Annotated in this window: 18 protein-coding genes, 1 tRNA gene and 11 pseudogenes; 10 read left to right on the forward strand and 20 right to left on the reverse strand. The window is 68.3% G+C overall.

The window, feature by feature from the left end; genetic code table 11:
• Positions 1 to 81 precede the first annotated feature (81 nt).
• From QQK48_RS10505 to QQK48_RS10550, 14 genes and pseudogenes are all read right to left on the reverse strand, one after another.
• Positions 82 to 748 (reverse strand): annotated as a pseudogene (locus QQK48_RS10505) (response regulator).
• A complete protein-coding gene (locus QQK48_RS10510) occupies positions 745 to 1,254 on the reverse strand; it encodes a sensor histidine kinase (protein ID WP_284328423.1) in 510 nt (169 codons plus the stop codon). The pseudogene QQK48_RS10505 and the gene QQK48_RS10510 overlap by 4 nt, the downstream one beginning before the upstream one ends.
• A gap of 79 nt (positions 1,255 to 1,333) precedes the next feature.
• Positions 1,334 to 1,486: pseudogene (locus tag QQK48_RS21770) on the reverse strand (histidine kinase); the annotation flags it as partial.
• Positions 1,425 to 2,021, reverse strand: a complete 597-nt coding sequence (locus QQK48_RS10515; protein ID WP_284328424.1) for a hypothetical protein — start codon at positions 2,019 to 2,021, stop codon at positions 1,425 to 1,427. The gene QQK48_RS10515 and the pseudogene QQK48_RS21770, both read right to left, overlap by 62 nt.
• Positions 2,022 to 2,083: 62 nt before the next feature.
• Complete coding sequence (locus QQK48_RS19905) at positions 2,084 to 2,278, reverse strand: winged helix-turn-helix domain-containing protein (RefSeq protein ID WP_348523586.1); 195 nt, start codon at positions 2,276 to 2,278, stop codon at positions 2,084 to 2,086.
• Between the two features lie 60 nt (positions 2,279 to 2,338).
• Positions 2,339 to 2,725 (reverse strand): response regulator transcription factor, encoded by a 387-nt coding sequence (locus QQK48_RS19910; RefSeq protein WP_348523587.1) that lies wholly within the window; start codon positions 2,723 to 2,725, stop codon positions 2,339 to 2,341.
• Between the two features lie 21 nt (positions 2,726 to 2,746).
• Positions 2,747 to 3,115 (reverse strand): sensor histidine kinase, encoded by a 369-nt coding sequence (locus QQK48_RS10525; RefSeq protein ID WP_284328425.1) that lies wholly within the window; start codon positions 3,113 to 3,115, stop codon positions 2,747 to 2,749.
• A gap of 361 nt (positions 3,116 to 3,476) precedes the next feature.
• Positions 3,477 to 3,524: pseudogene (locus tag QQK48_RS21775) on the reverse strand (hypothetical protein); the annotation flags it as partial.
• The gene (locus QQK48_RS10530; RefSeq protein ID WP_284328426.1) at positions 3,502 to 5,196 is read right to left on the reverse strand and encodes an MHYT domain-containing protein; all 1,695 of its coding nucleotides are present in this window, start codon (positions 5,194 to 5,196) and stop codon (positions 3,502 to 3,504) included. The gene QQK48_RS10530 and the pseudogene QQK48_RS21775, both read right to left, overlap by 23 nt.
• Positions 5,197 to 5,245: 49 nt before the next feature.
• Positions 5,246 to 6,061, reverse strand: a complete 816-nt coding sequence (locus QQK48_RS10535; protein ID WP_284328427.1) for an ABC transporter permease — start codon at positions 6,059 to 6,061, stop codon at positions 5,246 to 5,248.
• The gene (locus QQK48_RS19915; RefSeq protein ID WP_348523783.1) at positions 6,058 to 6,522 is read right to left on the reverse strand and encodes an AAA family ATPase; all 465 of its coding nucleotides are present in this window, start codon (positions 6,520 to 6,522) and stop codon (positions 6,058 to 6,060) included. The genes QQK48_RS10535 and QQK48_RS19915 overlap by 4 nt, the downstream gene beginning before the upstream one ends.
• 3 nt (positions 6,523 to 6,525) lie before the next feature.
• A pseudogene (locus QQK48_RS19920) lies at positions 6,526 to 6,946 on the reverse strand (ATP-binding cassette domain-containing protein); the annotation flags it as partial.
• Between the two features lie 42 nt (positions 6,947 to 6,988).
• Positions 6,989 to 8,440 carry a dihydrolipoyl dehydrogenase family protein gene (locus QQK48_RS10545; RefSeq protein WP_284328428.1) on the reverse strand — a complete coding sequence of 484 codons (1,452 nt, stop codon included), beginning with the start codon at positions 8,438 to 8,440 and terminating at the stop codon, positions 6,989 to 6,991.
• A 162-nt stretch (positions 8,441 to 8,602) separates the two neighbouring features.
• A pseudogene (locus QQK48_RS10550) lies at positions 8,603 to 9,806 on the reverse strand (pyridoxal phosphate-dependent aminotransferase).
• A 325-nt stretch (positions 9,807 to 10,131) separates the two neighbouring features.
• Between QQK48_RS10550 and QQK48_RS21780 the strand changes: the two are divergent.
• The 9 genes and pseudogenes from QQK48_RS21780 to rplL form a co-directional block, all read left to right on the forward strand.
• A pseudogene (locus QQK48_RS21780) lies at positions 10,132 to 10,266 on the forward strand (type IV toxin-antitoxin system AbiEi family antitoxin domain-containing protein); the annotation flags it as partial.
• A gap of 420 nt (positions 10,267 to 10,686) precedes the next feature.
• The gene (locus QQK48_RS10555) at positions 10,687 to 10,989 is read left to right on the forward strand and encodes an endonuclease domain-containing protein (protein ID WP_284328429.1); all 303 of its coding nucleotides are present in this window, start codon (positions 10,687 to 10,689) and stop codon (positions 10,987 to 10,989) included.
• A gap of 294 nt (positions 10,990 to 11,283) precedes the next feature.
• Positions 11,284 to 11,356, forward strand: a tRNA-Trp gene (locus QQK48_RS10560).
• Positions 11,357 to 11,417: 61 nt separating this feature from the next.
• Positions 11,418 to 11,675, forward strand: coding sequence for a preprotein translocase subunit SecE (gene secE, locus QQK48_RS10565; RefSeq protein WP_431308330.1), 258 nt, complete (start codon positions 11,418 to 11,420; stop codon positions 11,673 to 11,675).
• A 340-nt stretch (positions 11,676 to 12,015) separates the two neighbouring features.
• Positions 12,016 to 12,672, forward strand: a complete 657-nt coding sequence (gene nusG / locus QQK48_RS10570; RefSeq protein WP_348523588.1) for a transcription termination/antitermination protein NusG — start codon at positions 12,016 to 12,018, stop codon at positions 12,670 to 12,672.
• Positions 12,639 to 13,070, forward strand: a pseudogene (rplK, locus tag QQK48_RS10575) (50S ribosomal protein L11). Before nusG ends, rplK begins: the two are co-directional and overlap by 34 nt.
• A gap of 69 nt (positions 13,071 to 13,139) precedes the next feature.
• Positions 13,140 to 13,841, forward strand: a pseudogene (gene rplA, locus QQK48_RS10580) (50S ribosomal protein L1).
• Between the two features lie 348 nt (positions 13,842 to 14,189).
• Positions 14,190 to 14,715, forward strand: a pseudogene (gene rplJ / locus QQK48_RS10585) (50S ribosomal protein L10).
• Between the two features lie 60 nt (positions 14,716 to 14,775).
• Positions 14,776 to 15,159: pseudogene (gene rplL, locus QQK48_RS10590) on the forward strand (50S ribosomal protein L7/L12); the annotation flags it as partial.
• Between the two features lie 60 nt (positions 15,160 to 15,219).
• Here the strand turns inward: rplL and QQK48_RS10595 are convergent.
• From QQK48_RS10595 to QQK48_RS10620, 6 genes are all read right to left on the reverse strand, one after another.
• Positions 15,220 to 15,594 (reverse strand): WXG100 family type VII secretion target, encoded by a 375-nt coding sequence (locus QQK48_RS10595; protein WP_284328430.1) that lies wholly within the window; start codon positions 15,592 to 15,594, stop codon positions 15,220 to 15,222.
• A gap of 11 nt (positions 15,595 to 15,605) precedes the next feature.
• Entirely contained in the window at positions 15,606 to 16,004 is a 399-nt protein-coding gene (locus QQK48_RS10600; RefSeq protein ID WP_284328431.1) for a YbaB/EbfC family nucleoid-associated protein, read from the reverse strand.
• Positions 16,005 to 16,035: 31 nt separating this feature from the next.
• Positions 16,036 to 16,467: a hypothetical protein gene (locus tag QQK48_RS10605; protein ID WP_284328432.1), complete on the reverse strand. Its 432-nt coding sequence runs from the start codon at positions 16,465 to 16,467 to the stop codon at positions 16,036 to 16,038.
• 1 nt (position 16,468) lies between these two features.
• Positions 16,469 to 17,512 carry an alpha/beta hydrolase gene (locus QQK48_RS10610; RefSeq protein WP_284328433.1) on the reverse strand — a complete coding sequence of 348 codons (1,044 nt, stop codon included), beginning with the start codon at positions 17,510 to 17,512 and terminating at the stop codon, positions 16,469 to 16,471.
• The gene (locus QQK48_RS10615) at positions 17,476 to 17,994 is read right to left on the reverse strand and encodes a hypothetical protein (protein WP_284328434.1); all 519 of its coding nucleotides are present in this window, start codon (positions 17,992 to 17,994) and stop codon (positions 17,476 to 17,478) included. The genes QQK48_RS10610 and QQK48_RS10615 overlap by 37 nt, the downstream gene beginning before the upstream one ends.
• Before the next feature lie 244 nt (positions 17,995 to 18,238).
• Complete coding sequence (locus QQK48_RS10620) at positions 18,239 to 18,598, reverse strand: type VII secretion target (protein WP_284328435.1); 360 nt, start codon at positions 18,596 to 18,598, stop codon at positions 18,239 to 18,241.
• A 405-nt stretch (positions 18,599 to 19,003) separates the two neighbouring features.
• Between QQK48_RS10620 and rpoB the strand changes: the two are divergent.
• Positions 19,004 to 22,490 (forward strand): annotated as a pseudogene (gene rpoB, locus QQK48_RS10625) (DNA-directed RNA polymerase subunit beta).
• The last annotated feature ends 2 nt before the right edge of the window (positions 22,491 to 22,492 follow it).

The raw sequence follows: 22,492 nt of genomic DNA on the forward strand, positions 1-22,492 counted from the left end.
GGACGGTTCCACCTGAGTTCTCTCAGGGTTCACCCCTGGGACGTGCTGGGGCCGATGCTCGGCGACGGCCGCGGATCGGCGCTATCCGCGCGGAATGACGATGCCGGACTCGTAGGCCTCGACCACAGCCTGAACCCTGTCGCGCACCCCCAGGCTTGGTGAGGATGTGGCTCACGTGAGTCTTCACGGTGGTGGAGGAGACCCAGAGTTCCTGCGCGATCTCCTGGTTGGACATGCCGCGAGCGATGAGCCTCAGGACCTCCACCTCGCGGTCCGACAGGTCGCCGATGGCCTCCGGGGACGGGACGTGCTCGACGGCGTCGACGGTGCCGTGGGCGAAGCGTTCGATGACGCGGCGGGTGACCTCTGGCGCCAGCAGTGCCTCGCCCGCCGCGACCACGCGCACGGCGTTGACGAGGGTGTCGCCGTCGGCGCTCTTCAGGAGGAACCCGGAGGCGCCGACGCGGAGCGCCTCGTACACGTACTCGTCGTCGTCGAAGGTGGTGAGGATGACCACCTTGGTCTCGGGACTCGCCTCGATCACCGTGGACGTGGCGGCGAGGCCGTCCATGCCTGGCATGCGGATGTCCATGAGCACCACGTCGGGGGTGAACTGGCGTGCCATCGCAGCCGCCTCGGCGCCGTCGGCCGCCTCGGCCGCCACGGCGATGTCGTCCTCCGCCTCGAGGATCATGCGGAGGCCTACGCGCACCATCGCCTGGTCGTCCACTAGCGCTACCCGGATCATCGGTCCTCGTTTCCTTCAGCCTGAGCGGCTTCCTTCACCTGATCGTCACCCGAGGGCAGCACGGCGTGCACCTCGAAGCCACCGCCTCGTCGCGGCCCGTGCGACAGTGCGCCGCCGAGTGCGTGGACGCGCTCCGCCATGCCAGCGAGTCCGTGGCCGCCGCTGACCCTGGCACCCTCGGTGCCCACCCCGCGGCCGTCGTCCTCCACCGAGATGTGCACCGCATCGGCCGTGCGGTTCACGGTGACCTTGGCGCTGGCGCCGGGGCCCGCGTGCTTCATGGCGTTGGTGAGGGCTTCCTGGATGATGCGGTAGGCGCTCACCTCGACGCCAGCGGGCACGTGGGCGGAGCCGGACACGTCGAGCGTGACGGGGAAGCCTGCCTCGCGCACGTGGCGCGCGAGCGAGGGCAGCGCGGCGAGCGAGGGCATGGGCGCGAGGCTCGTCGCGTGCGGGTGCGCGGTCCGCGTTCCTGCCGCCAGCGAGCGCGCGGTCCACGCCTGCACGCTCCGCGGCCTCCTGCTCGGAGGCGCGCAGCACGCGGATCATGCGCTGCATCTCCTCGAGGCCCTTGCGGCCGGAGGCCGAGATGGTGGCGAGGGTGTCCGTGAGTTCGGGCGAGGCGTCGCGGGCGCGTCGCCTCGCACCCTCCGCCTGCAGGGTCATGACCGTGATCTCATGCGCCACCACGTCGTGGAGGCTCTCGTGCAATGCGGGCGCGTTCGGCGCGCACGGCATCGGCCGCGATCTCGTAGCCGGCCTGCTCACGCCGGGCGTGCGCGACCTCGCCTCCGAGACGCGCTCGCGGAGCCGACGGTCGTTCATGCCCAGTAGCAGCGGGATGGCGATACCGAGAGGCTCCATGAGTAGCGAGTAGCCCTCCACAGAGTCGAGCGTCACCACGCCTACCCCCGTCCAGGCCAGCATGATGGCCAGCAGGACCGCGCAGTGCTTGAGCGTGGTCGCGCGGGGAATGGACGATGCCACCGTGTAGACAGCGAGGAACAGCCCCAGCATGGCGGGCGTGGGTTCGTAACCGAGTCCCGCGACCACGAGCCACAGGGCGAAGGTGACCCACATGACCGCGCGCGGGTAGGCTCTGGCGCCAAATGAGCGGCAACACCAGGGCGGCCATGAGGGTCCACCCGAGCGGGTCCATGAGGCGGTAGGTCTCGATGGGGACGTCGGTGATCTGGAGCGTCCAAGCGATCGAGACGACCATCAGCCCTGCGGCGATGGCGGCGTCGATCCAGCGCGGTGCTCTCACGTCCATCCGCCCAGCGTAGGGCAGGGGCGCGGCCTGGCTTCGGCACCGATGGCCGATGCCGCGGCGGCTTAGCCGACGAACCGGTAGCCGATGCCGCGGATGGTTTCGATCGAGTCTGACCCGAGGTGCGAGCGCAGGTAGCGGATGTAGACATCGAGCACGTTGTCGCGCGCGGCCGAGCCCCACACGTGTTCGAGGGCCTCGGCGCGTGGCACCACATCCCCGCCATGGGTCATGAGGAGGTGTGCGAGCCTGGAACTCACGGGGGCTCAGTGGGATCTGCACGCCGTCGCAGGTGAGGAGCCGCGCCATCGGGTCCAGGCTCACAGCGGCCCACCACGATCACACCGTCGGGCGGTGGGGTGTCCTCGCTGGGCTTGCGAGCCCGCAGGCGGATACGTGCCACCAGGCTCGTCAAACACGAAGGGCTTGGCCATGTAGTCGTCGGCGCCGCGCTCGAGGCCCCGCACCGTGTCCTCGGCGGACGTGCGTGCCGTGAGGATGATCACGGGGAGGTCGGAGCCAGACGATCGTAGGCGGCGCAGCACCGTGAAGCCCTCCTGATCGGGGAGCCCGATGTCGAGCAGCATGATGTCGTGGTTGCCGTTGATGGCGCGCTCGAGGCCCTCGCGTCCGGTCCGCACCGCCTCGACCTCGATGTCGGCGGTGCGGAGTCCCTTGATGAGCGACGCGACGAGCCTTGTCTTCATCCTCGACGAGCAGCAAGCGAATCATGCGAGGGCTCCGTTCCGGGGAAGGATCATGGTGAAGGTGGAACCGCGGCCTGGCTCCGAGAACACGTCGAGGCGCCCACCGTGTGCACCGACGATAGCGGCGACGATGGTCAGTCCGAGACCGGAGCCCTCTACCTCAGGGTCGAGTCGCGTGAAGCGCCCGACGATTTCCTTGTGCTTGCTCGGGGCGATGCCGAGGCCCTCGTCGCTCACCCACATGCGGACCTGGGTGGGGGTGACGGCGGAGCCGACGAGGATGCGCGAGCCGGGCGCGGAGAACTTCACGGCGTTGGCGGCCAGTTGGAGCCACGCCTGGGTGATGCGCTGGGGGTCGACGATGACCGTGCCGTGGGCGAGGCCGTCCAAGTGCCAGTCGCGTTCGCCGAGCGCGCTCGCACGCGCGTAGGCGGACTCGGTGAGCCTCCGCCAGATCGGTGGGGGTGCGGTGCACGAACTCGGGACGGTCGGACTTCGCTAGCGTCACGAGGTCGTCGACGAGGCGCGCCATCATCGATACCTCGTCCAGCAGGCTCCTTCTGGGAGCGCTCCACCTCTTCCGCGTCGCGGGGCTCGAGGACCTCGAGGTTGGTGCGCATGATCGCCAGCGGCGTGCGAAGGCTCGTGCGAGGCGTCGTCGAGGAGCCTGGCGCTGGTCCTCGAAGGCGCGCTCGATGCGGTCGAGCATGGCGTTGACCGTGCTGGTGAGCCGGGCGAGATCGTCGTGCCCCTCCACCGGTACCCGCTCGGAGAGGTCATGCTCGGAGATGCGGCGCACGCGAGCCTCGAGCGTGGCGATGGGCTGCAGGGTGCGTCCCACGGTGGTCCAGGCCACGACGCCGATCATCGCCAGCGCGATCAGGGCCACCAGCGCGTAGAGCCTGGAACGTCTCGGCGAGATTCGCCTGCAGGGCGCCGCGATCGGTGGCGAACGAGAACACGCCCACCACGGTGCCGTCGGGTTCGACGATCGGTACGGCGGCATAGCGATAGTCCGCCGTGTCGGTCGTGACGGAACGGACCACGACCGTCTCCGACGCGTGGTCCGAGGCTTCTTCGAGGAACTGCTCGTCGTCCTCGAGCCGCAGGCGCGACGGAGCGGAGGGGACGTAGCGAGCCACCGTGCCGACGTGTGCGACGGCAGATTCTGTGGGGCTCGCGACCACACGGAGCATCGCCTCACGCATGAGGGCCTGCGACGACGCGTACGGCTCGCCGGTGGTGGGGTCCACGTCGGTCGCCAGTTCGGTGAAGGCCTGGGCACGGAGCGCGATGTCTTCGGTGATCTGGCTGTCAATGCGGCCGCGCTCGATGACCCACGCCGTGAGGCCCGCGATGACGAGGGCCGTGGCGGTCAGCGCAATGAGGTACGCCAGCAGGCGCGAACGCACGCTGGTGCGTTGCGCGGCAGCGGCCGCCTTGTCGAAGAATCGCGCGATGATGCCCTCCAGGCCCTTGCCGCTCACGGTAGCGCGCCTGGGGCGTGGTTCACGGACATGCGACGACGGCCCCGGCAGGTGCCAGGGCCGTCGTCGAGGCGTGGTGGTGGAGGTCAGCGGCGGCCGTCCCACGACCCACCATCGTGGTCGTGGTCTCCGCGCCGCGTGTCCTCCACGCCCCAGCCATCGTTGTCGCGCGAGCCTGTCCCGCTCGTCGTCGTGCGCGTCCCGCTGTGCGTCGTCGCGGCCGAGGTCCCCATCGGTGCTGCGCTCATCGCCGCCCCACGCGTCGTCGCTCTCCCCGTGGTCGCCGCGCTCGCGGTCGGGACTGTCCGCTTGCGTGCGTGCGTCACCACGGTCGGCTCGCGCCTCACGCGCGCCGCGCTCCTCGCCCCAGGCCTTGACGAGGCGGTCGCAGCCCTTGTCGTCGGCGAGGTCAGCGGCCGCAAGGTCGACGCCACACCCGTGTGCGGCCTCGACGATGTCCGCCTTCCACGCCCGGAGGGCATCCGTGCGTTGCTGGTGTGTTCCACCGGTCAGGTCCGGCTTTGACGGAAGGTCACATGCGGCGAGGGCCGCCCCTGCCGCCGCGAGATCGCGGGTCTTGCCCGCGGCATCGTCCTTAGTGGCGGAGCCTTCGCTCGTGGCGTCCGAGCCGGCGGCGGCCGCATCGGCCCCATCAGTGGTGACCACTGCGGTCGAGACCTCCGCCGCCTCGCTGTCGTCGCGCGAGGCCTTGCCCTTCTTCTTGTCGCCGCACGCGCCGTCCGCGTCGCACTCCAACAGAGGGTCCGCGCCCACCTCGATGGGTACCCCAGGCAGCAGGGCGGTGCCCGTGTGGGTCGGAGTGGGCTCGGGGGTGGCGCCGTCGGCCTGCTGCAGCGTGATGCCGGTGCCGATGGGTTCATCCGTGGGCACGCCCGCCATGGCGGTCGCCGTGCCCGCCACGATCATTGACAGCCCCAGGAACCCGGCGGCCACCGTGACGGTGCGAAGGCTCGGTGCGTTCATGGCCACCACTGTCCCGCGGTGCCCCTGAGGAATCACTCAGGTGATCGGGTCACCGATCGTCGAGGCGCAGCCACCTAAAGGTCTTCGCGGAGATCACGAGCCCGGCCACCAGCCACACCGACAGCACGATGGCGATCAGCGGCAGTTGCCACGAGCCGGCGGCCTCCGCCGCCGCGAACTCGTCGGGCAGGAACACGGCGCGCATGCCCTGTGCCAGCCACTTCAGGGGGAACACCTCGGCGAAGTGCTGAAGCCACGAGGGCAACTCCGTGAACACGAAGAACACGCCGGACGTGAACTGCAGGACCAGCACCACGGGCGTGAGGATGGCCGATGCCGCCTTGCCATTGCGCAGCAGCGACGAGGTGGCGATGCCCCACGCGGTCGAGCACGCGAGGCCCAGGACGAACACCCACGCAAACGTGACCCAGTGCCACGCGTCGGCGGGCAGCGACACGTCGAACAGGAGCGCGCCCATCGCGATGAGAAGCGCCACCTGGACGACCGACACGACGAGGACCTGAAGGATCTTGCCGAAGAAGTACGCGGTCGGCGGCAGGGGAGTGGCGTGGATGCGCTTGAGGGCGTCCTCGGAGCGGTCGATCGAGATCGAGATCGCCAACGACTGGAACCCCGTGTTGAGCATGCCGGACGCGATCATGCCCGCCAGGAAGTATTGCCCGAAGGAGACGCCGGTGCCGTACAGATCATCGGTGTTGAAGATCGCCCCGAACAGCGCGAGGAAGATCATCGGGAAGAAGAAGATGAAGATCATCTGCTCGCGCGAGCGAGTGAACTCCTTCACCTCGACCACAAACCGGTCCGCCGTCATGGACCACCACGAGGGTGCGGTGCGCGCGCTCATGACTGGACCTGCGCATCGGCCGCATCGGCCGCACCGGCAGCTGCCGCAGCGTCGCCGATGAGGTCGAGGTAGACGTCCTCGAGGCTCGGATGCACCACCTCAAGGCCCGGCACTTCGCCGTCGTGGCGCGCGAGAAGGTCGCGCAGCAGGGCCGTGGGCCGTGCGGTCGTCTCGGTGTGCGCCGCCCCCGCCTCCTCCCACGTCACGCGGGCGCCGCTGGCCAGCGAACGCAGGCCCGCCGGAGTGTCGAGCGCCACCAGGCGACCGGCGGCCAGGATGCCGATGCGATCGGCAAGGTGATCGGCCTCGTCCAGGTAGTGGGTGGTGAGGACCACCGTGGTGCCGTCGTCGGTGAGAGACTCGATGAGTCGCCAGAACTGGCGGCGTGCCTCGGGGTCGAAGCCGGTGGTGGGCTCGTCGAGGAAGATCAGTTCGGGGCGGCCGATGACCGCGAGCGCCACGTCGAGGCGTCGCCGTTGTCCGCCCGAGAGCCTCCTGAGGCTTCTCGTCGGCCTTGTCGGTGAGGCCCACCGCGGCCAGAGTCTCGTCGACGTCGCGAGGATTCGAGTACAGCGCGGTCGCGTGGGCAAGGGCCTCGCGAGCGGTCAGGAACGAACGCGGCGACGTGGACTGCAGCATCAGCCCCACGCGTTCGCGCCACGAGCGGGTCGCCATGATGGGGTCGAGCCCGAGCACCGCTACCTCGCCGGCATCGCGCGTGCGGAAACCCTCGAGGATCTCGACGGTGGTGGACTTTCCCGCGCCGTTCGGTCCGAGCAGCGCGAACACCTCGCCGCGCTCGATGGTGAGGTCGAGGTCGTCGACCGCCCTCACTCCGCCATAGGACTTCACAAGGCCACGGACCTGGACCACCGCATCGGACATGGCTACGAGGCTAACGGGCGGTTGGGCCCGGCGCCTCCACCGTCACAGGCCGTACGCCTCGGCAAGTCGCAGCCACGCCTCGCTCACCGTCGGGAACGCGGGGACGGCGTGCCACAGGCGATCCATGGGCACCTCGCCCACGACCGCGATGGTTGCGGCGTGAAGCATCTCGCCCGCGTCGGGTCCCACGAAGGTGGCGCCCACGATGACTCGGCGCTCGCGGTCCACCAGGACCAGCGCACGGCCCGCATAGTCGGGGTGCGTGACGCCCGCGCCCGCGACGCCGCCAAGGTCGACCGCGACTTCATCGACGGCGAGGTCCGCGGCGTCGCATGCGGCTCGGGTCAGTCCCACCCAGGCGACCTGAGGCCGGGTGAACACCACCTGCGTCTGGGCCCCGTGGTCGGCGGTGGCGCGCAGCGGGCTCCACGGGTGCTCGGCATCTTCGTTGCCAGCGGCCCGCGCCGCGATCACGTCGCCGCACACCCGTGCCTGGTACTTGCCCTGGTGAGTGGTTGCCACGCGTCCGGTGACGTCGCCGCACGCGTAGAGCCACGGATCGCCGTCGCCCACGGCGGCGATCACCGCGGTGGAGTCGTCGATCGCCAGGGGCGCCTCGGGGTCGAGGCCGATGCTGCCGAGCCCCACGTCGCCCGTCCTCGGCGTGCGTCCGGTGGCGACCAGGATCTCGGTGCCGGCCACCTCCCGCTCGGTGCCCGAGGCATCGGCGATCGTGACCGCGACGTCGGCATCGCGCGCTGCCCGTGCGACCCGCACCACCGAGGATCCCGTGTGCACGTCGACGCCCAGTTCCCTCAGGGACTGCTCGACGGCGGCGCCTGCAAACGGTTCCGCCGCACCGAGCAGACCCCCGCGAGCCACCAGCGTGACCCGCGACCCGAGGTCGGCGTACGCCGTGGCCATCTCACAGCCCACCACACCACCACCGAGGATGACGAGAGAGTCGGGGACGGCATCGGCGGCCGTGGCGTCACGCGACGTCCACGGATCGGCCTCGACGAGGCCAGGGATATCAGGCAACACCGGCACCGAACCGGTGGCGACCACCACGGCATGGGTAGCGGTCAGCGTGCGCGGGGCCTGCGCGCCGTCGCCGCGCTCACCCGCGGTCACCTCGACGGTCCTCACGCCGGCGATGCGGCCGTGGCCGCGCACCAGGGTGATCCCCGCCGAGTCGAGCCATTCCTCCTGGCCGGAGTCGTCGCCCTCGCCCGTCACGGAGTCGCGCCACGCGAGTACCGCCGCCGCATCAAGCGGGCCGACCTGGGGGACGCCGGGCACCCCCGTCGCCGCGGCACGAGCCGCGCCGGGACGCAACAGCGTCTTCGACGGCATGCATGCCCAGTACGAACACTCACCCCCCACGAGCTCCGCCTCCACGATGGCGACGCTGAGGCCGCCTCGCTTGGCGCGGTCCGCCGCGTTCTCGCCCACGGGTCCTGCGCCGATCACGATGACATCGAAGGTGTCCATCTCTGCATCGTCACCCGAGCCCGCCGCATGACGCAAGGGCAGCGGGGAGTGGGGGCCGCGATCCGCTCGCACGGGAGCCTGAGCGCGGCCGATGCTGGGGCGGACAGACGCGAAGGGCGGCCCCGGCCGGAGCCGGGGCCGCCCTGACGACGGAAGTGGTGCCTACTCGGCGAGCAGCGCCTGGATGCGACCCACACCCTCGGCGAGGTCGGCATCGGCCAGTGCATAGGACAGGCGCACGTAGCCCGAGGGGCCGAACGCCTCACCGGGCACCACGGCGACCTCTGCCTCATCGAGGATGATCGCGGCGAGCTCGGCCGACGTCGAGGCGACCTTGCCGCGGATCTCGCGCCCGAGCACACCCTCGACCGAGGGGTAGGCGTAGAACGCGCCCTGGGGCACGGGCACCTGGAAACCGTCGATCGCCGAGAGCATCTCGACCATCGTCTTGCGGCGGCGGTCGAAGGCGACGCGCATCGCCTCGACCTCGTCCATGGGGCCGGTGAGCGCCGCGATCGCGGCACGCTGGCTCACGTTGGCGACGTTGCTCGTCAGGTGCGACTGGAAGTTGGTGGCGGCCTTGATGACGTCCGCGGGGCCCTGCATCCAGCCCACGCGCCATCCGGTCATCGCGAAGGTCTTGGCGACGCCGTTGAGGACCAGCGTGGTGTCGGCGAGGGCGGGCACCTCACGCAGGATGGGCGTGAACTGCGCGCCGTCGTACAGGAGGTGCTCGTAGATCTCGTCGGTGATGACCCAGATGCCGTGCTCCAGCGCCCACTCGCCGATGGCCTTGGTCTGCTCCGGGGAGTAGACGGCGCCGGTCGGGTTGGACGGCGAGCAGAACAGCAGCGCCTTGGTCTTGTCGGTGCGCGCGGCCTCGAGCCTGCTCGACGGTGACGAGGTAGCCCTGGTCGGCGCCAGCGAACACCTCGACCGAGGAGGCGCCGGTGAGCGCGATCGCCTCGGGGTAGGTGGTCCAGTAGGGCGCGGGGAGGATGACCTCGTCGCCCGGGTCGAGGATTGCGGCGAAGGCCTGGAACACGGCCTGCTTGCCACCGTTGGTGACGAGCACCGTCGCGGGGTCCACCTCGTAGCCGGAGTCGCGCAGCGTCTTGTCGGCGATGGCCTGCTTCAGTTCGGGAAGGCCCGCCGCAGGCGTGTACCGGTGGTTCTTGGGGTCGCGCGCGGCCTCGACCGCGGCCTCGACGATGTGCTGCGGCGTGGGGAAATCGGGCTCACCCGCTCCAAAACCGATCACCGGACGGCCGGCGGCCTTGAGGGCCTTGGCCTTGGCGTCGACGGCGAGAGTGGCGGAGGGCGCGATGGCGCCGAGGCGGGCGGAGACGCGGCTCGAGGAGGTCATGGGGGCATTGTTCCACGCGAGCGCGCGAGCGAGGGCCGCCGAGGGTCCCACGCGGCGCTCCCCGCGGCGGGGGAGGTTCTCACTACCCCCGGGACGATTCCCAAGGTAGGAAGTGACTGGTGTGGTGCGTGGGACCCGGCGCGCGCCACGATAGGCGACTTGGGCATCGTCCATCACTTTGTACCTTGGGAATCGCTATGGCGAGCGTGGGTGTCACACCCCGTGCGGTTCTCGCGTTGTCCCCAGGCCGCGGGGATAAGGCACCGAGTCCACGGTGGGCGTCCCGCGCACCTGTCCTGAGGATCCGTCGCCGGAGAGTGGCGGGATGGATCTTCTCGCCGCTCTTGCCTCATTCGGTGGCGTGGCTCGTCGTCACCAGTTGCTCCGACTCGGGTTCTGCGATTCACAACTGCTTGACGCGGTTCGAAGAGGTGAGGTGTCGCGGCCACATCGTGGCTGCTATGCGTTGCCCGATGCCCCCGCGGAGGCAGTCCTTGCCCGCGTGCTCTCGGCGCAACTCACCTGCGTCTCGGCCCTGCGACACCTTGGTTTACCGAACCTCGCTGCGCCGATGGGGACCCACCTTGCGATACCCGTGCATCGGGGGGTCGCGCCGGAGGACCCTCGACTGCGCAATGGCTTGCGCTGGCATCGCGCCGATGACGCCGGAACCTCCTTGTGCGTCCGCCCACTCCGCGTCATCGATCACCTGGGAATGTGCACGGACTTCCGTGCTCAGTTGGCCGCCGCGGATGCGGCACTACGTGCCCGGCTCGTGCGCAAGGACGACCTCAGACACATGACCGCCACTGGAACTTTGCGCGCGAGGCGCCTGGCGAGGCGAGCGGACGGAAGGTCGCAATCGCCTGGCGAGACGGTGGTGCGCGACGCGCTCATGGATCGGGGACTGGTGGTGGAGCCGCAACGACTCATTGAGTTCGTCGGCCATGTGGACCTATGGGTCGAGGAACGCATGGTGGTGGAGATCGACGGATATGCATTCCACTCGTCGCGCGAAGCGCTTGGCGAGGACAGCCGCCGCAACAATGCGCTGACCCTTTCCGGCATCCCCTTCCTCAGATTTCCGGCGGTCGATGCGCTCCGCGACCCAGATCTCGTGGCGGCTCGGATCGAGGCGGCGTTGCGGGGGCGGACGAACCTCCAAAGACGACACCCAAGGTAAAAAGTGACGCACGTGACGGGAGTGTCCGGTGGTGACCGACAAATCGGCCACGCGGCCACTCCCGTCACTTCTTACCTTGGGAGTCGAGACTGAAGGCCACCCGATGCGAGAATGGCGGGGCACGAACGCAGGTCACGAGGCCGGGCAGTGCCGCCCGCCAGCACGGGTTCGCTTTTTGGCCTCGGACCCCGTACCATTGCAGTTCGGCGATTGACGATCGTCATGATGACCTGCGCCCTGGCGCCGGAACGCATGACGAGAATCAAGAAGCCACGGAGGTCCCAACGCCTCCGAAGGGTAGTGGCGCAATTGGTAGCGCATCGGTCTCCAAAACCGACGGTTGGGGGTTCGAGTCCCTCCTACCCTGCTGGGTGCGGCCCAGGTCGCGCGCACGAACACACCCCGATTCCGAGCAAAGGACCTACCTGGTGAGCGAATCTGCCGTGACGGATTCCGGAGAGAAGGACCCGCGGCACGAGAACCGCGAGGGTCTGAGCATCTTCGGGCGTATCGCGCTGTTCGTCCGTCAGGTCATCTCCGAACTCAAGCGCGTCGTGACTCCTACGCGCGAGGAACTGATCCAGTACATCTGGATTGTCCTCGGCTTCGTCGCGGTCATGATGCTGCTCGTCTTCGTTCTTGACGTGGGCTTCGGGTGGCTATCGGCATGGGTGTTCGGCGGCTGACAGCCGCACAACGAATCTAGGAAGTGGTGACTCGTGAGTGACGACAAGGCTCGACGCGGCCGGCGACAAGCCTGGACGCCCTCGTAGCCGACATCGCCGAGGCGACCGACCGCGCACAGGCAGCGGTGGACGCCCCGGAGGATGAGGTGACCCCTGCGGTCGACGAGGCTCAGCCTGTCCGATGCTCCCGCGGACACTGTGGTCGACGGCGACGATGACGCCATTGACGGTGAAGACCTGATCGAGGCGGCCGAAGAGGCTGCGCTTGAGGTTGACGACGAGGCCGCCGAGGCGGCAGCGCCGGTCGACCCGATCGAGGAGTTCAAGGCCCAGGTTGCGCATGCAGGAGGGCGACTGGTACGTGATTCACGCCTACTCGGGTCACGAGAAGCGCGTGAAGCAGTCGATCGAGCACCGCCGCGAGAGCCTTCACCAGGAAGACTTCATCTTCCAGGTCGAGGTTCCGATGGAAGAGGTCGCCGAGATCAAGAACGGCCAGCGCAAGCTGGTCACCCGCGTCCGGATGCCCGGATACGTCCTGGTACGCATGTACCTCACGGACGAGTCCTGGGGCACCGTGCGCAACACGCCTGGCGTCACCGGCTTCGTGGGCCACGCCCACCAGCCCGTGCCGCTGACCCCCGACGAGGTCTACGCCATGCTCGCCACCAAGGAGAGCGCGGACGGCACGTCGGAGGAGTCGCAGCAGCAGTCCGCGACGCCCGTCGAGGTCGACTTTGTGGTGGGCGAGTCCATCACGGTCATCGACGGCCCGTTCGCGACCCTGCCCGGCACCATCTCCGAGATCTCCGTGGAGTCCCAGAAGGCTCCAGGTTCTCGTCTCCATCTTCGGCCGGGAGACCCCGGTCGAGCCTGGCGTTCACTCAGGTCCAGAAGATCTGACTCTGACGCCAGCAATCACGGCGGCAGCCAGCCGCCCCCAGCAACAGAAGGACCCGAAACATGGCAGCCCCTAAGAAGAAGGTCGCTGGTCTGATCGCCTTCAGATCCAGGCCGGCGCCGCGAACCCCGCTCCGCCCGTTGGACCCGCGCTGGGTCAGCACGGCGTGAACATCATGGAGTTCTGCAAGGCCTACAACGCGGCCACCGAGTCGCAGCGTGGCAACGTGATTCCCGTGGAGATCACGGTCTACGAAGACCGTTCCTTCACGTTCATCACGAAGACCCCGCCGGCCGCAGAGGCTCATCAAGAAGGCCGCAGGCGTCCCCAAGGGCTCCGGCACTCCGCACACCACCAAGGTTGGTTCGCTGACCGAGGCTCAGGTGCGCGAGATCGCCGAGCAGAAGATGGCCGACCTCAACGCCAACGACATCGACGCCGCCGCGAAGATCATCGCCGGTACCGCCCGCTCCATGGGCATCACGGTCTCCTAAGACCACCCCTGAATTACCAGTGGGAGGGGTCGCGCTGACCCGCCACCACGACTGCAAAGGAAGAAGCAGATGACCAAGCGCTCCAAGGCTTACCGCGACGCAGGCTCACTCGTCGACCGCAGCCAGGCTCTACACCCCGCTCGAGGCCGTGCGTCTCGCGCAGAAGACCGCCTCGAAGAACACCGACTCGACCATCGACGTCGTGTTCAAGCTCGGCGTTGACCCCCGTCACGCGGACCAGGCTGTCCGTTCCACCACCATCCTGCCCCACGGCACCGGCAAGACCGCTCGGGTCCTGGTCTTCGCCAATGGTGACAAGGCAGAGGCTGCTCGCGAAGCGGGCGCCGACATCGTTGGTGGCGACGAGGCTCATCGAAGAGGTGGTCAACGGCCGCCAGGACTTCGACTCCGTGGTCGCGACCCCGGACCTCATGGGCAAGGTCGGTCGCCTCGGCCGCGTGCTCGGTCCCCGTGGCCTCATGCCGAACCCCAAGACCGGCACCGTGACGATGGATGTGGCCAAGGCCGTGTCCGACATCAAGGGCGGAAAGATCGAGTTCCGTGTCGACAAGCACGCCAACCTTCACTCGGTGATCGGTAAGGCGTCGTTCGGCGACGAGAAGGCTCCTCGAGAACTTCCAGGCCGTGCTCGATGAGGTCCAGCGCGTGAAGCCGTCGGCTTCGAAGGGTCGCTACATCATCAAGGCCTCGATCTCGGCCACGCAGGGCCCCGGTATCCCCGTGGACGCCCTCGCCAAGATCGAGAAGTAGAGCAGGCTTTACTCTCGCACGGTGGCCCGTCGTCCCTGAGGGGACGGCGGGCCATTGTCATGCGTGGCCGATGTCCGGGTGAGCCTGGCGCATCGGCCTCCGATCCGGGTGCGACACCCGGGCAAAACTCGTGTACGATAGACGACGCCCAAGACCGCCGGTCGTCAGGGCCGGTCATCCGGTCCAGATCGAAGTCCCGCAGCAGCGGAGGCCAGCGCAGGTGAACTGAGAAGCATGCACGTGAATCGTGCGCGCAACCCAGCCCCGCCTGCGCGGGGCTTTTCTGTTCTTCGGGGCGGGCCGTCTCCGCAAGGAGGCGCCGACGGTCACCCAAAGGAAGGACACCCCATGGCGACGCCAGACAAGGTGGCAGCAGTCAAGGAGCCTCGCGGACCAGTTCCGTGCCTCTGACGCTGTGGTCGTCACCGAGTACCGCGGACTGTCGGTGCCCCAGGCTCGCTGAGCCGCGCACCAGGCTCCGTGGCGCCGCGACCTACGTGGTCGCGAAGAACACTCTGACGGCGCTCGCGGCCAAGGATGCCGGCGTGGAAGGTCTTGACGACCTCTTCGTTGGCCCCACGGCCATTGCATTCGTCACCGGTGACCCGGTGGAGGCTGCAAAGGGTCTGAAGGGTTTTGCCAAGGAGAACGACAAGGCTCGTCATTAAGGGCGGCGTTCTCGAAGGCAACGTGCTCTCCGCTGAGGAGATCAACAAGGCTCGCAGACCTCGAGTCCCGTGAAGTGCTGCTCGCGAAGGCGGCGGGTGCCATTCAGGCCTCGCTCGTCAACGCCGCATACATGTTCCAGGCACCGCTGTCCAAGGCAGCGCGCGCCGTCGACGCCCTGCGTGCCAAGCAGGAAGACGCGGCCTAAGAGCCGCCACCCCCATCGCAAGAACCTGCGTCACGCAGTCATAACGTTAGGAAACCATCATGGCTAAGGCTCACCACCGAAGAGGCTCATCGAGCAGTTCAAGGAGCTTTCGCTCATCGAGCCTGTCGGAGTTCGTGAAGGCGTTCGAGGAGACCTTCGACGTCACCGCTGCCGCCCCCGCCGCTGTTGCCGTTGCCGCCGCCCCCGCGGGCGAGGCCGAGGCTGCTGAGGAGAAGGACGAGTTCGACGTCATCCTCACCGCCGTTGGCGACAAGAAGATCCAGGTCATCAAGGAGGTGCGCGCGCTCACGTCGCTCGGCCTCGGTGAGGCCAAGGCGCTCGTGGACGAGGCCCCCAAGGCCGTCCTCGAGGGCGCGAAGAAGGAAGACGCTGAGAAGGCCAAGGAGCAGGCTCGAGGCTGCCGGCGCCACCGTCGAGCCTCAAGTAAGGCTCGCCGATTTCGGCTTGAGGGCCGGGTCTCCCTTCGGGGAGGCCCGGCTTTCGTCATGTGCGGCCGATGCGTGTGCGGCCGATGCGTCGTGGGCGGGCGGACGCCTGGCGCTTCGGCGTGGGCTTGCCTAGTCGTCGCCTCCAAAGAGCCGCGCAAGGCTCGACATCGGCCGCTTCGTAGAGCGTGCCGATGCCTTCGGCGAGGGTGGCGCATGAGAGTAGTTGGAGCCGCTCGGCGGCCAGGTCCTGGCGCATGGTGCGGTAGCGCGCCGTGAAGGCGTCGGCGGCCTCGCCCTCCCACCCGGCGACCATGGTGGCGGCGGCGCTGTCGAGATCGGTGATCTCGTCAGCGATGGCGGTCGCGGCGTCCCGTAGTGACGCGCCGAGCAGCCCCAGGTGAGCTGTCTGGATGGAGATCTCGCCGTCCATCGCTTCCCTTCCTACTCGTAGCCCCAGGTGCGCTGCTCGCTGGTGAAGCGTTGCGCGGATTGCCTCAGTTCGGCGACCAAGGGGTGGCCTTCGCCCCAGCGTTCGGCCGATGCCGCCACCGCGTTCTCGAGCGCGCGGCGCTGTGCGGCGGCCACGGTCGCCGTCAGGGTTCGACTGGCCTGCGCGGGCGTGTCGTCGAGCGCAGACTCCGTGACGGTCACGTCGGTGACCGCTCCGTCGGCCGATGCGGTGACGCTGACGGTGCCGTCGCTGGACCGGACTGTCGCATGGGCGGCGTGGATCGCGGCGGCGGTCTCGCGGAGGGCTTCACGGCGCTCGCGGGCCTCGGCAGCCTGCGCGCGCAGCCGGAGTCGGGCCTCGTCGAAGGTCTCGGGCATGGGTGTCGTCATGAATGGCTCCTCGCGGGATGCGGTGGGCGGGTCACGATGTGCCGCCGAACTGTTCGATGAGCACGTCGGCGCCGAGACCCACGCGGGTGCCGTCGTCGGAGACCGCGACGCCAAGCGCGTCGCCGGGCTCCTGCAGGTTCACCAGGGGGTCACTGACCTCATCGCCGTCGATCACCCGAAGGGTAATGGAGTCGTAGCCTTCGGCATGGTCTGCCGTGATTGCCAGGACGGCGGCGAGATCCTCGGAGGACATGTCGGCGCCGTCCTGATAGATCAGGGTGCCAAGATCGATGCCCTGGAGGACGTCGCCGTCGCTGTCGACGGAGACCCCTGTGAACCCCAGTCCACTGTCCATGAGGGCCTGTTCGAGTTCAGCGGGAGCATCCTGGCGCGCGCTTGCGCCGCATGCAGAGGTCGCGAGCATGGCGAGCCCGATGGCGCCCACGGCGAGTACCCGTCTCATCTCACTCCTCGAACCGATAGACCTGGTGGTCCACTACGGTGCCGCCCATGAGGTCCAGATAGGTCTGGGCCTGCGCCTCATTCTCGCTCTCCCACTGAGCAACGGTGCCCGAGTAGCCCGCGGAACTGTGGACGGCGGCGGCCGCGCCCGTGGCGGGATCCTGATGCGTGGGGTCGGGCAGCGCGATGGTCTGTTCGTCGCCGTTGCCTTGGAGGAGCCTGTGAACCGATGACGACCCCGAGAGGGTTGCCGGTGGCGGCGCCACCCTGATCAGACTCCGTCCGGCTGCATCCATGAAGTCATCGATCTTGACCACGGGATCGCTTGCGTGGCCGAAGGCCGCGACGGTGACGCTCTCGGGGATGTCGAAGCGATCGACGGGGGCTCCGGTGGTGACGATCCCGATGGTGGAGTAGGGGCTCGAGCGGTCCGCGGCAAGGTTCGCCGCCATGATGCCGCCCTGACTGAAGCCGGTGTACACCACGGGGGCATCGGCGGGAGTGCCGGCCTGGCGCATCGCCTCGTATACGCCGCGTTGGTACTGCGTGGCGAGTTCCGGGTGGTCGGCGAGCATGAGGGCCACATTGGTGTCGAGGTCGTTCGTGGCGGGGTAGTCCGCGAGGGTGTCTTCCCACGCGTCGCCCATGACCCCCTTCAGCGAGTTCCATTCCTGGGTCGACGGCAATGACACCACGTAGTGCTCTTCGCCGTCGGCGCCCACCACCTTCTTGATGTCGACGACGGTGCGTTCGCTCTTGCCCATCGCATCGGTGTACCCATTGTTGACGACGAAGTCCTCGAGCGAGGTGAGCTCTCGCGTCCCCATGGCGTCGCGGAATGCCAACTGCTGCTCGAGGGTCTCCTGGTCCGTCGCGCCGGTGAGGTCGCTGATATCGACCTCGTCGACCGCCGGGGTCTCGGACAGGAAGTCGGACAAGAGACCGCCTAGGGTGTCGCCAAGAACGAGGCCGAAACCGCCCCCGCCCACCGAGCCAATGCCGCCGCCGATCAGCGCGCCAAGAGGCCCACCGATGAGGAAGCCCAACACTGTGCCTCCTGCGCCACCGACCCCAGACCCAAGAAGCAAGCCCAGCGGAGCGCCCGCGGCGTCAACGATGCGTGAGGCCAGGCTCCCGCAGGGCATCCATCGCTTCGTCGATCAGGGGGCCGAGCGCGTTGATGAGGCGCTGCAGGCTCTCCAAAGGAGTCGAGCATCCGCTCCATCAGCGTCTCGATGACATCGACGTAGGCGCCCACGTGGTCGGCAAGGTCGCTCGGCTTGCGCCACTTGTCGAGGGGATTGAGCGAGGCGAGGCCGATGTCGAACAGCGATCCGATAATGCCGGCCAGTTCGCTGAGGGCACCCACCACTGCCTCGCGAACCGCCACCACGATCTCGGACGCGAGCGTCAGCGAGGCGGCCGTCGCCTCCGTCCACTCGGAGGCATCTCGAGCGGTCGCGGCGAGCCTGTTCGCATGCCCGCGTGAGCGCGCGGATGGACTTGCCTTCCATGGCGGCGACCGCACGCGCCGCGTCATCGATCCGGCTTTCCATCGTGGTCAGTGCGCCGCTCGCGGTGTTCCAGTCGCGAGCGAACGCGGCGATCTGGTGCTCGTCGCCGAGGAGGCCGTCGAGCCATTGGGGCAAGGGGTAGACGTAGTCGAGCGCCCAGCCCACGATGCTCGCCGCCGTGTCGCCCGAGCCTACGGAACGATGTGTCGAAGGAGCCGGCGCCGCCCGGGCACCACGCGGCGGGGCTGAGCGCCGCGGTCACGGAGTCACCCCATCGACCTCGGTCAGCGCCTCGGCGAGTCGAGTCGCGCCTACCTGCGCCTCGTCCTCCACCTCGCGCCAGGACCTCGCCAGGGTGGCCGTGTTGCCTGCCACGGCATTGGCGACATCGTCGAGTCCGGTGACGAGGGCATCGGCCCTGCGTGCCATCGCGGCGACCGCGGCCCCCAGCGGCGCGTTGATCACGCCGAGTGACGTCGTGGACACGGTGGCACCATCGATCGCTCGCTGCGCGCTCGCGGCCGCCCGCGCACCGGCGGCCATCTGCTGGGCACTGCGGTCAAGACCCTCGAAGACCACCGCAATCTCGGTAGGCCCTGCCACCGTCTCGCCTGTCATACGTGTGCCCCCCGGGTCCTGGTATGTGGTGCCCGGAATGCTAGCGGACCGTGGCCGAGCGTGCCGAGCGAGGCCACGGTCGAGCGGTGATGACGGTGCCAGACGCGGCTCGTTCCCGCCTCCGTGGCGGGCCGATGTCTCCCATCGCGCCTTGTCGTTGGTACTCTCGTTCCCAGCGAACGATGCCCCCGGCGATGACGATGTGGTCACTGCCCGGCGAGTCGACTTGCGCCGTTGGACTTTCGGCGCGTTGGCGAGTAGGCTCTTGCTTTGCGCTGTCTATTGCCTTGCCCTCAGATGCCTACCCGGCGCGCCTCCGCTCCATAGCGGTTTGGCCCCGGGATCCGGTGGAGCCGCGGCTGAAGACTCGCGACACGCACGCTACAAAAAGGGAAGGACCCGCCCTTGGCTGCTTCGCGCACCCCCTCGGCTACCGCCATCGCCAACCGTTCCGCGTCACCCCGCATCTCCTTCGCCTCGATCGCTGAGCCGATCGAGGTCCCGAACCTCCTGGGGATCCAGACCGAGAGCCTTCGACTGGCTGATCGGCAACGACACGTGGAAGGGCCGCGTGGCAGCGGCCCAGAAGGACGGACGCGACGACGTCCCCGAGATCGCCGGTCTGCAGGAGGTCTTCGAGGAGATCTCGCCGATCGAGGACTTCGGCCAGACCATGGCCCTCAGTTTCTCGGACCCGTACTTCGAGGAGCCCCGCAGCACTCCCGAGGAGTGCAAGGAAAAGGACTTCACGTACGCCGCTCGCCTGTTCGTCACCGCTGAGTTCATGAACCACACCACGGGCGAGATCAAGTCGCAGACGGTGTTCATGGGCGACTTCCCGCTTATGACCCCCAAGGGCACGTTCATCGTCAACGGCACCGAGCGCGTCGTCGTGTCGCAGTTGGTGCGTTCGCCCGGTGTCTACTTCGAGCGCACTGCTGACAAGACGTCCGACAAGGACATCTTCACCGCGAAGGTCATCCCCTCGCGTGGCGCGTGGCTCGAGTTCGAGATCGACAAGCGCGACGCCGTCGGCGTGCGTGTCGACCGCAAGCGCAAGCAGCCCGTGACGCTGTTCCTCAAGGCACTCGGCATGTCCGACGAGGCCATCGCTTCGGAGTTCAAGGACTTCCCCGCGCTCCTCGACACCCTCGAGAAGGACACCGTGCACTCGCAGGAAGAGGCGCTCGTCGACCTCTACCGCAAGGCTCCGCCCGGGCGAGCCGCCCACGGTTGAGGCCGGCCAGAACCTGCTCGACAACTTCTACTTCAACTCCAAGCGCTACGACCTCGCGAAGGTCGGCCGCTTCAAGGCGAACAAGAAGGCTCAAGGTCGGCAAGGCCCTCGGTGACTCGGTGCTCACGCTCGACGACATTGTCGCGACCGTGAAGTACACCCTCGCCGCCCACGCTGGCCACGCGACCTTCGAGTCGCTCGCCGGCGAGGTCGAGGTGGAGACCGACGACATCGACCACTTCGGCAACCGTCGCATCCGCGCCGTGGGTGAGCCTGGTCCAGAACCAGATCCGCACCGGCCTTTCGCGCATGGAGCGCGTGGTGCGCGAGCGCATGACCACGCAGGACGTCGAGGCGATCACGCCCCAGACGCTCATCAACACGCGCCCGGTCGTCGCCGCGATTCGCGAGTTCTTCGGTACGTCGCAGCTGTCGCAGTTCATGGACCAGAACAACCCGCTTGCCGGTCTGACGAACAAGCGTCGTCTGTCCGCGCTGGGCCCGGGTGGTCTGTCCCGTGACCGCGCCGGCATGGAGGTCCGTGACGTTCACCCGTCGCACTACGGACGTATGTGCCCCATCGAGACCCCTGAAGGCCCGAACATCGGCCTGATCGGCGCCCTCGCGACCTACGGCCGCGTGAACCCGCTGGGCTTCGTGGAGACCCCCTACCGCAAGGTCGTCAAGGGCAAGGTCTCGGACCAGATTGACTACCTGACCGCCGACGACGAAGACCACTTCGTGATCGCCCAGGCCAACGCCGAGCCGACGGACGACAACACGTTCGCCGACGAGCGCGTCCTGGTTCGCTCGAAGGGCGGCGAGGTCGAGTTCGTCCCCCGCGACGCCGTGGACTACATGGACGTCTCGCCGCGCCAGATGGTGTCGGTCGCGACCGCCCTCATCCCCTTCCTCGAGCACGACGACGCGAACCGCGCCCTCATGGGTGCGAACATGCAGCGCCAGGCGGTACCGCTGGTCCGCGCCGACGCCCCGCTCGTGGGTACCGGCATGGAGCGTCGCGCAGCCGTCGACGCCGGTGACGTCATCGTCGCCACCAAGGCGGGCGTGGTGACCGAGGTCGGCTCTGACCTCATCACCGTCGCCAACGACGACGGCACCACCGGTTCGTACAAGGTGGCGAAGTTCCAGCGCTCCAACCAGGGCACCAACTACAACCAGCGCGTCCTGGTGGACGAGGGTCAGGCCATCGTGCCCGGCTCCGTCCTCGCGGACGGTCCGTCGACGGACGAGGGCGAGCTCTCGCTCGGCCGCAACCTGCTGGTCGCCTTCATGTGCTGGGAGGGTCACAACTACGAGGACGCGATCATCCTGTCGCAGCGCATCGTGCAGGACGACGACCTCACCTCGATTCACATCGAGGAGCACGAGGTTGACGCCCGCGACACGAAGCTTGCCCCGAGGAGATCACCCGCGACATCCCCAACGCCTCCGAGGAGGTGCTGGCAGACCTCGACGAGCGCGGCATCATCCGCATCGGCGCCGAGGTCCGTGCGGGCGACATCCTGGTCGGCAAGGTCACCCCGAAGGGTGAGACCGAGCCGACCCCCGAGGAGCGCCTGCTGCGTGCCATCTTCGGTGAGAAGGCCCGCGAGGTTCGCGACACGTCCCTCAAGGTTCCCCACGGCGAGTCCGGCACCGTCATCGGTGTCCGCGTCTTCTCCGACGAGGACGACGACGACCTGCCCGCAGGCGTGAACCAGGCTGGTTCGCGTCTACATCGCGCAGCGTCGCAAGATCTCGGAGGGTGACAAGGCTCGCCGGTCGTCACGGCAACAAGGGCGTCATCTCGACGATCCTGCCCGTCGAGGACATGCCGTTCCTCGAGGACGGCACGCCCGTCGACGTCATCCTCAACCCGCTGGGTGTTCCCGGCCGCATGAACGTCGGCCAGGTCCTCGAGACCCACGCCGGCTGGGTGGCCAAGAACGGCTGGGACGCGACCGAGTCGACCGAGGAGTGGGTCAAGAAGGCTCCCCGAGTCGGCACGCAAGTCCGAGCCCGGCACCCCCATCGCGACCCCGGTGTTCGATGGCCTGGAGGAGGACACCCTCGTCAACCTCCGCACCGTCATCAACCCCAACCGCGACGGCGACCGCCTGGTCGACGAGAACGGCAAGGCGCGACTGTTCGACGGTCGCACCGGTGAGCCGTTCCCCGAGCCCGTGGCCGTGGGTTACAAGTACATCCTGAAGGCTCCACCACCTGGTCGACGACAAGATTCACGCCCGTTCGACCGGCCCCTACTCGATGATCACCCAGCAGCCGCTCGGCGGTAAGGCCCAGTTCGGTGGCCAGCGCTTCGGTGAGATGGAGGTGTGGGCCCTCGAGGCATACGGCGCCGCATACGCGCTCCAGGAGCTCCTGACCATCAAGTCGGACGACGTCGTCGGCCGTGTGAAGGTCTACGAGGCCATCGTCAAGGGCCAGAACATCCCCGACCCGGGCCTGCCCGAGTCGTTCCGGGTGCTCATGAAGGAGATGCAGTCGCTCTGCCTGAACGTCGAGGTCCTGAACCAGGAGGGTCAGGTCATCGAGATGCGCGAGTCGGAGGACGACGCGTACCAGGCAGCCGAGTCGCTCGGTATCTCCCTGTCCAGCCGCCCGGACGCCTCCAGCGTCGACGAGATCTGAGA

This window comes from Demequina litorisediminis (assembly GCF_030161615.1).
Lineage (GTDB): Bacteria > Actinomycetota > Actinomycetes > Actinomycetales > Demequinaceae > Demequina > Demequina litorisediminis.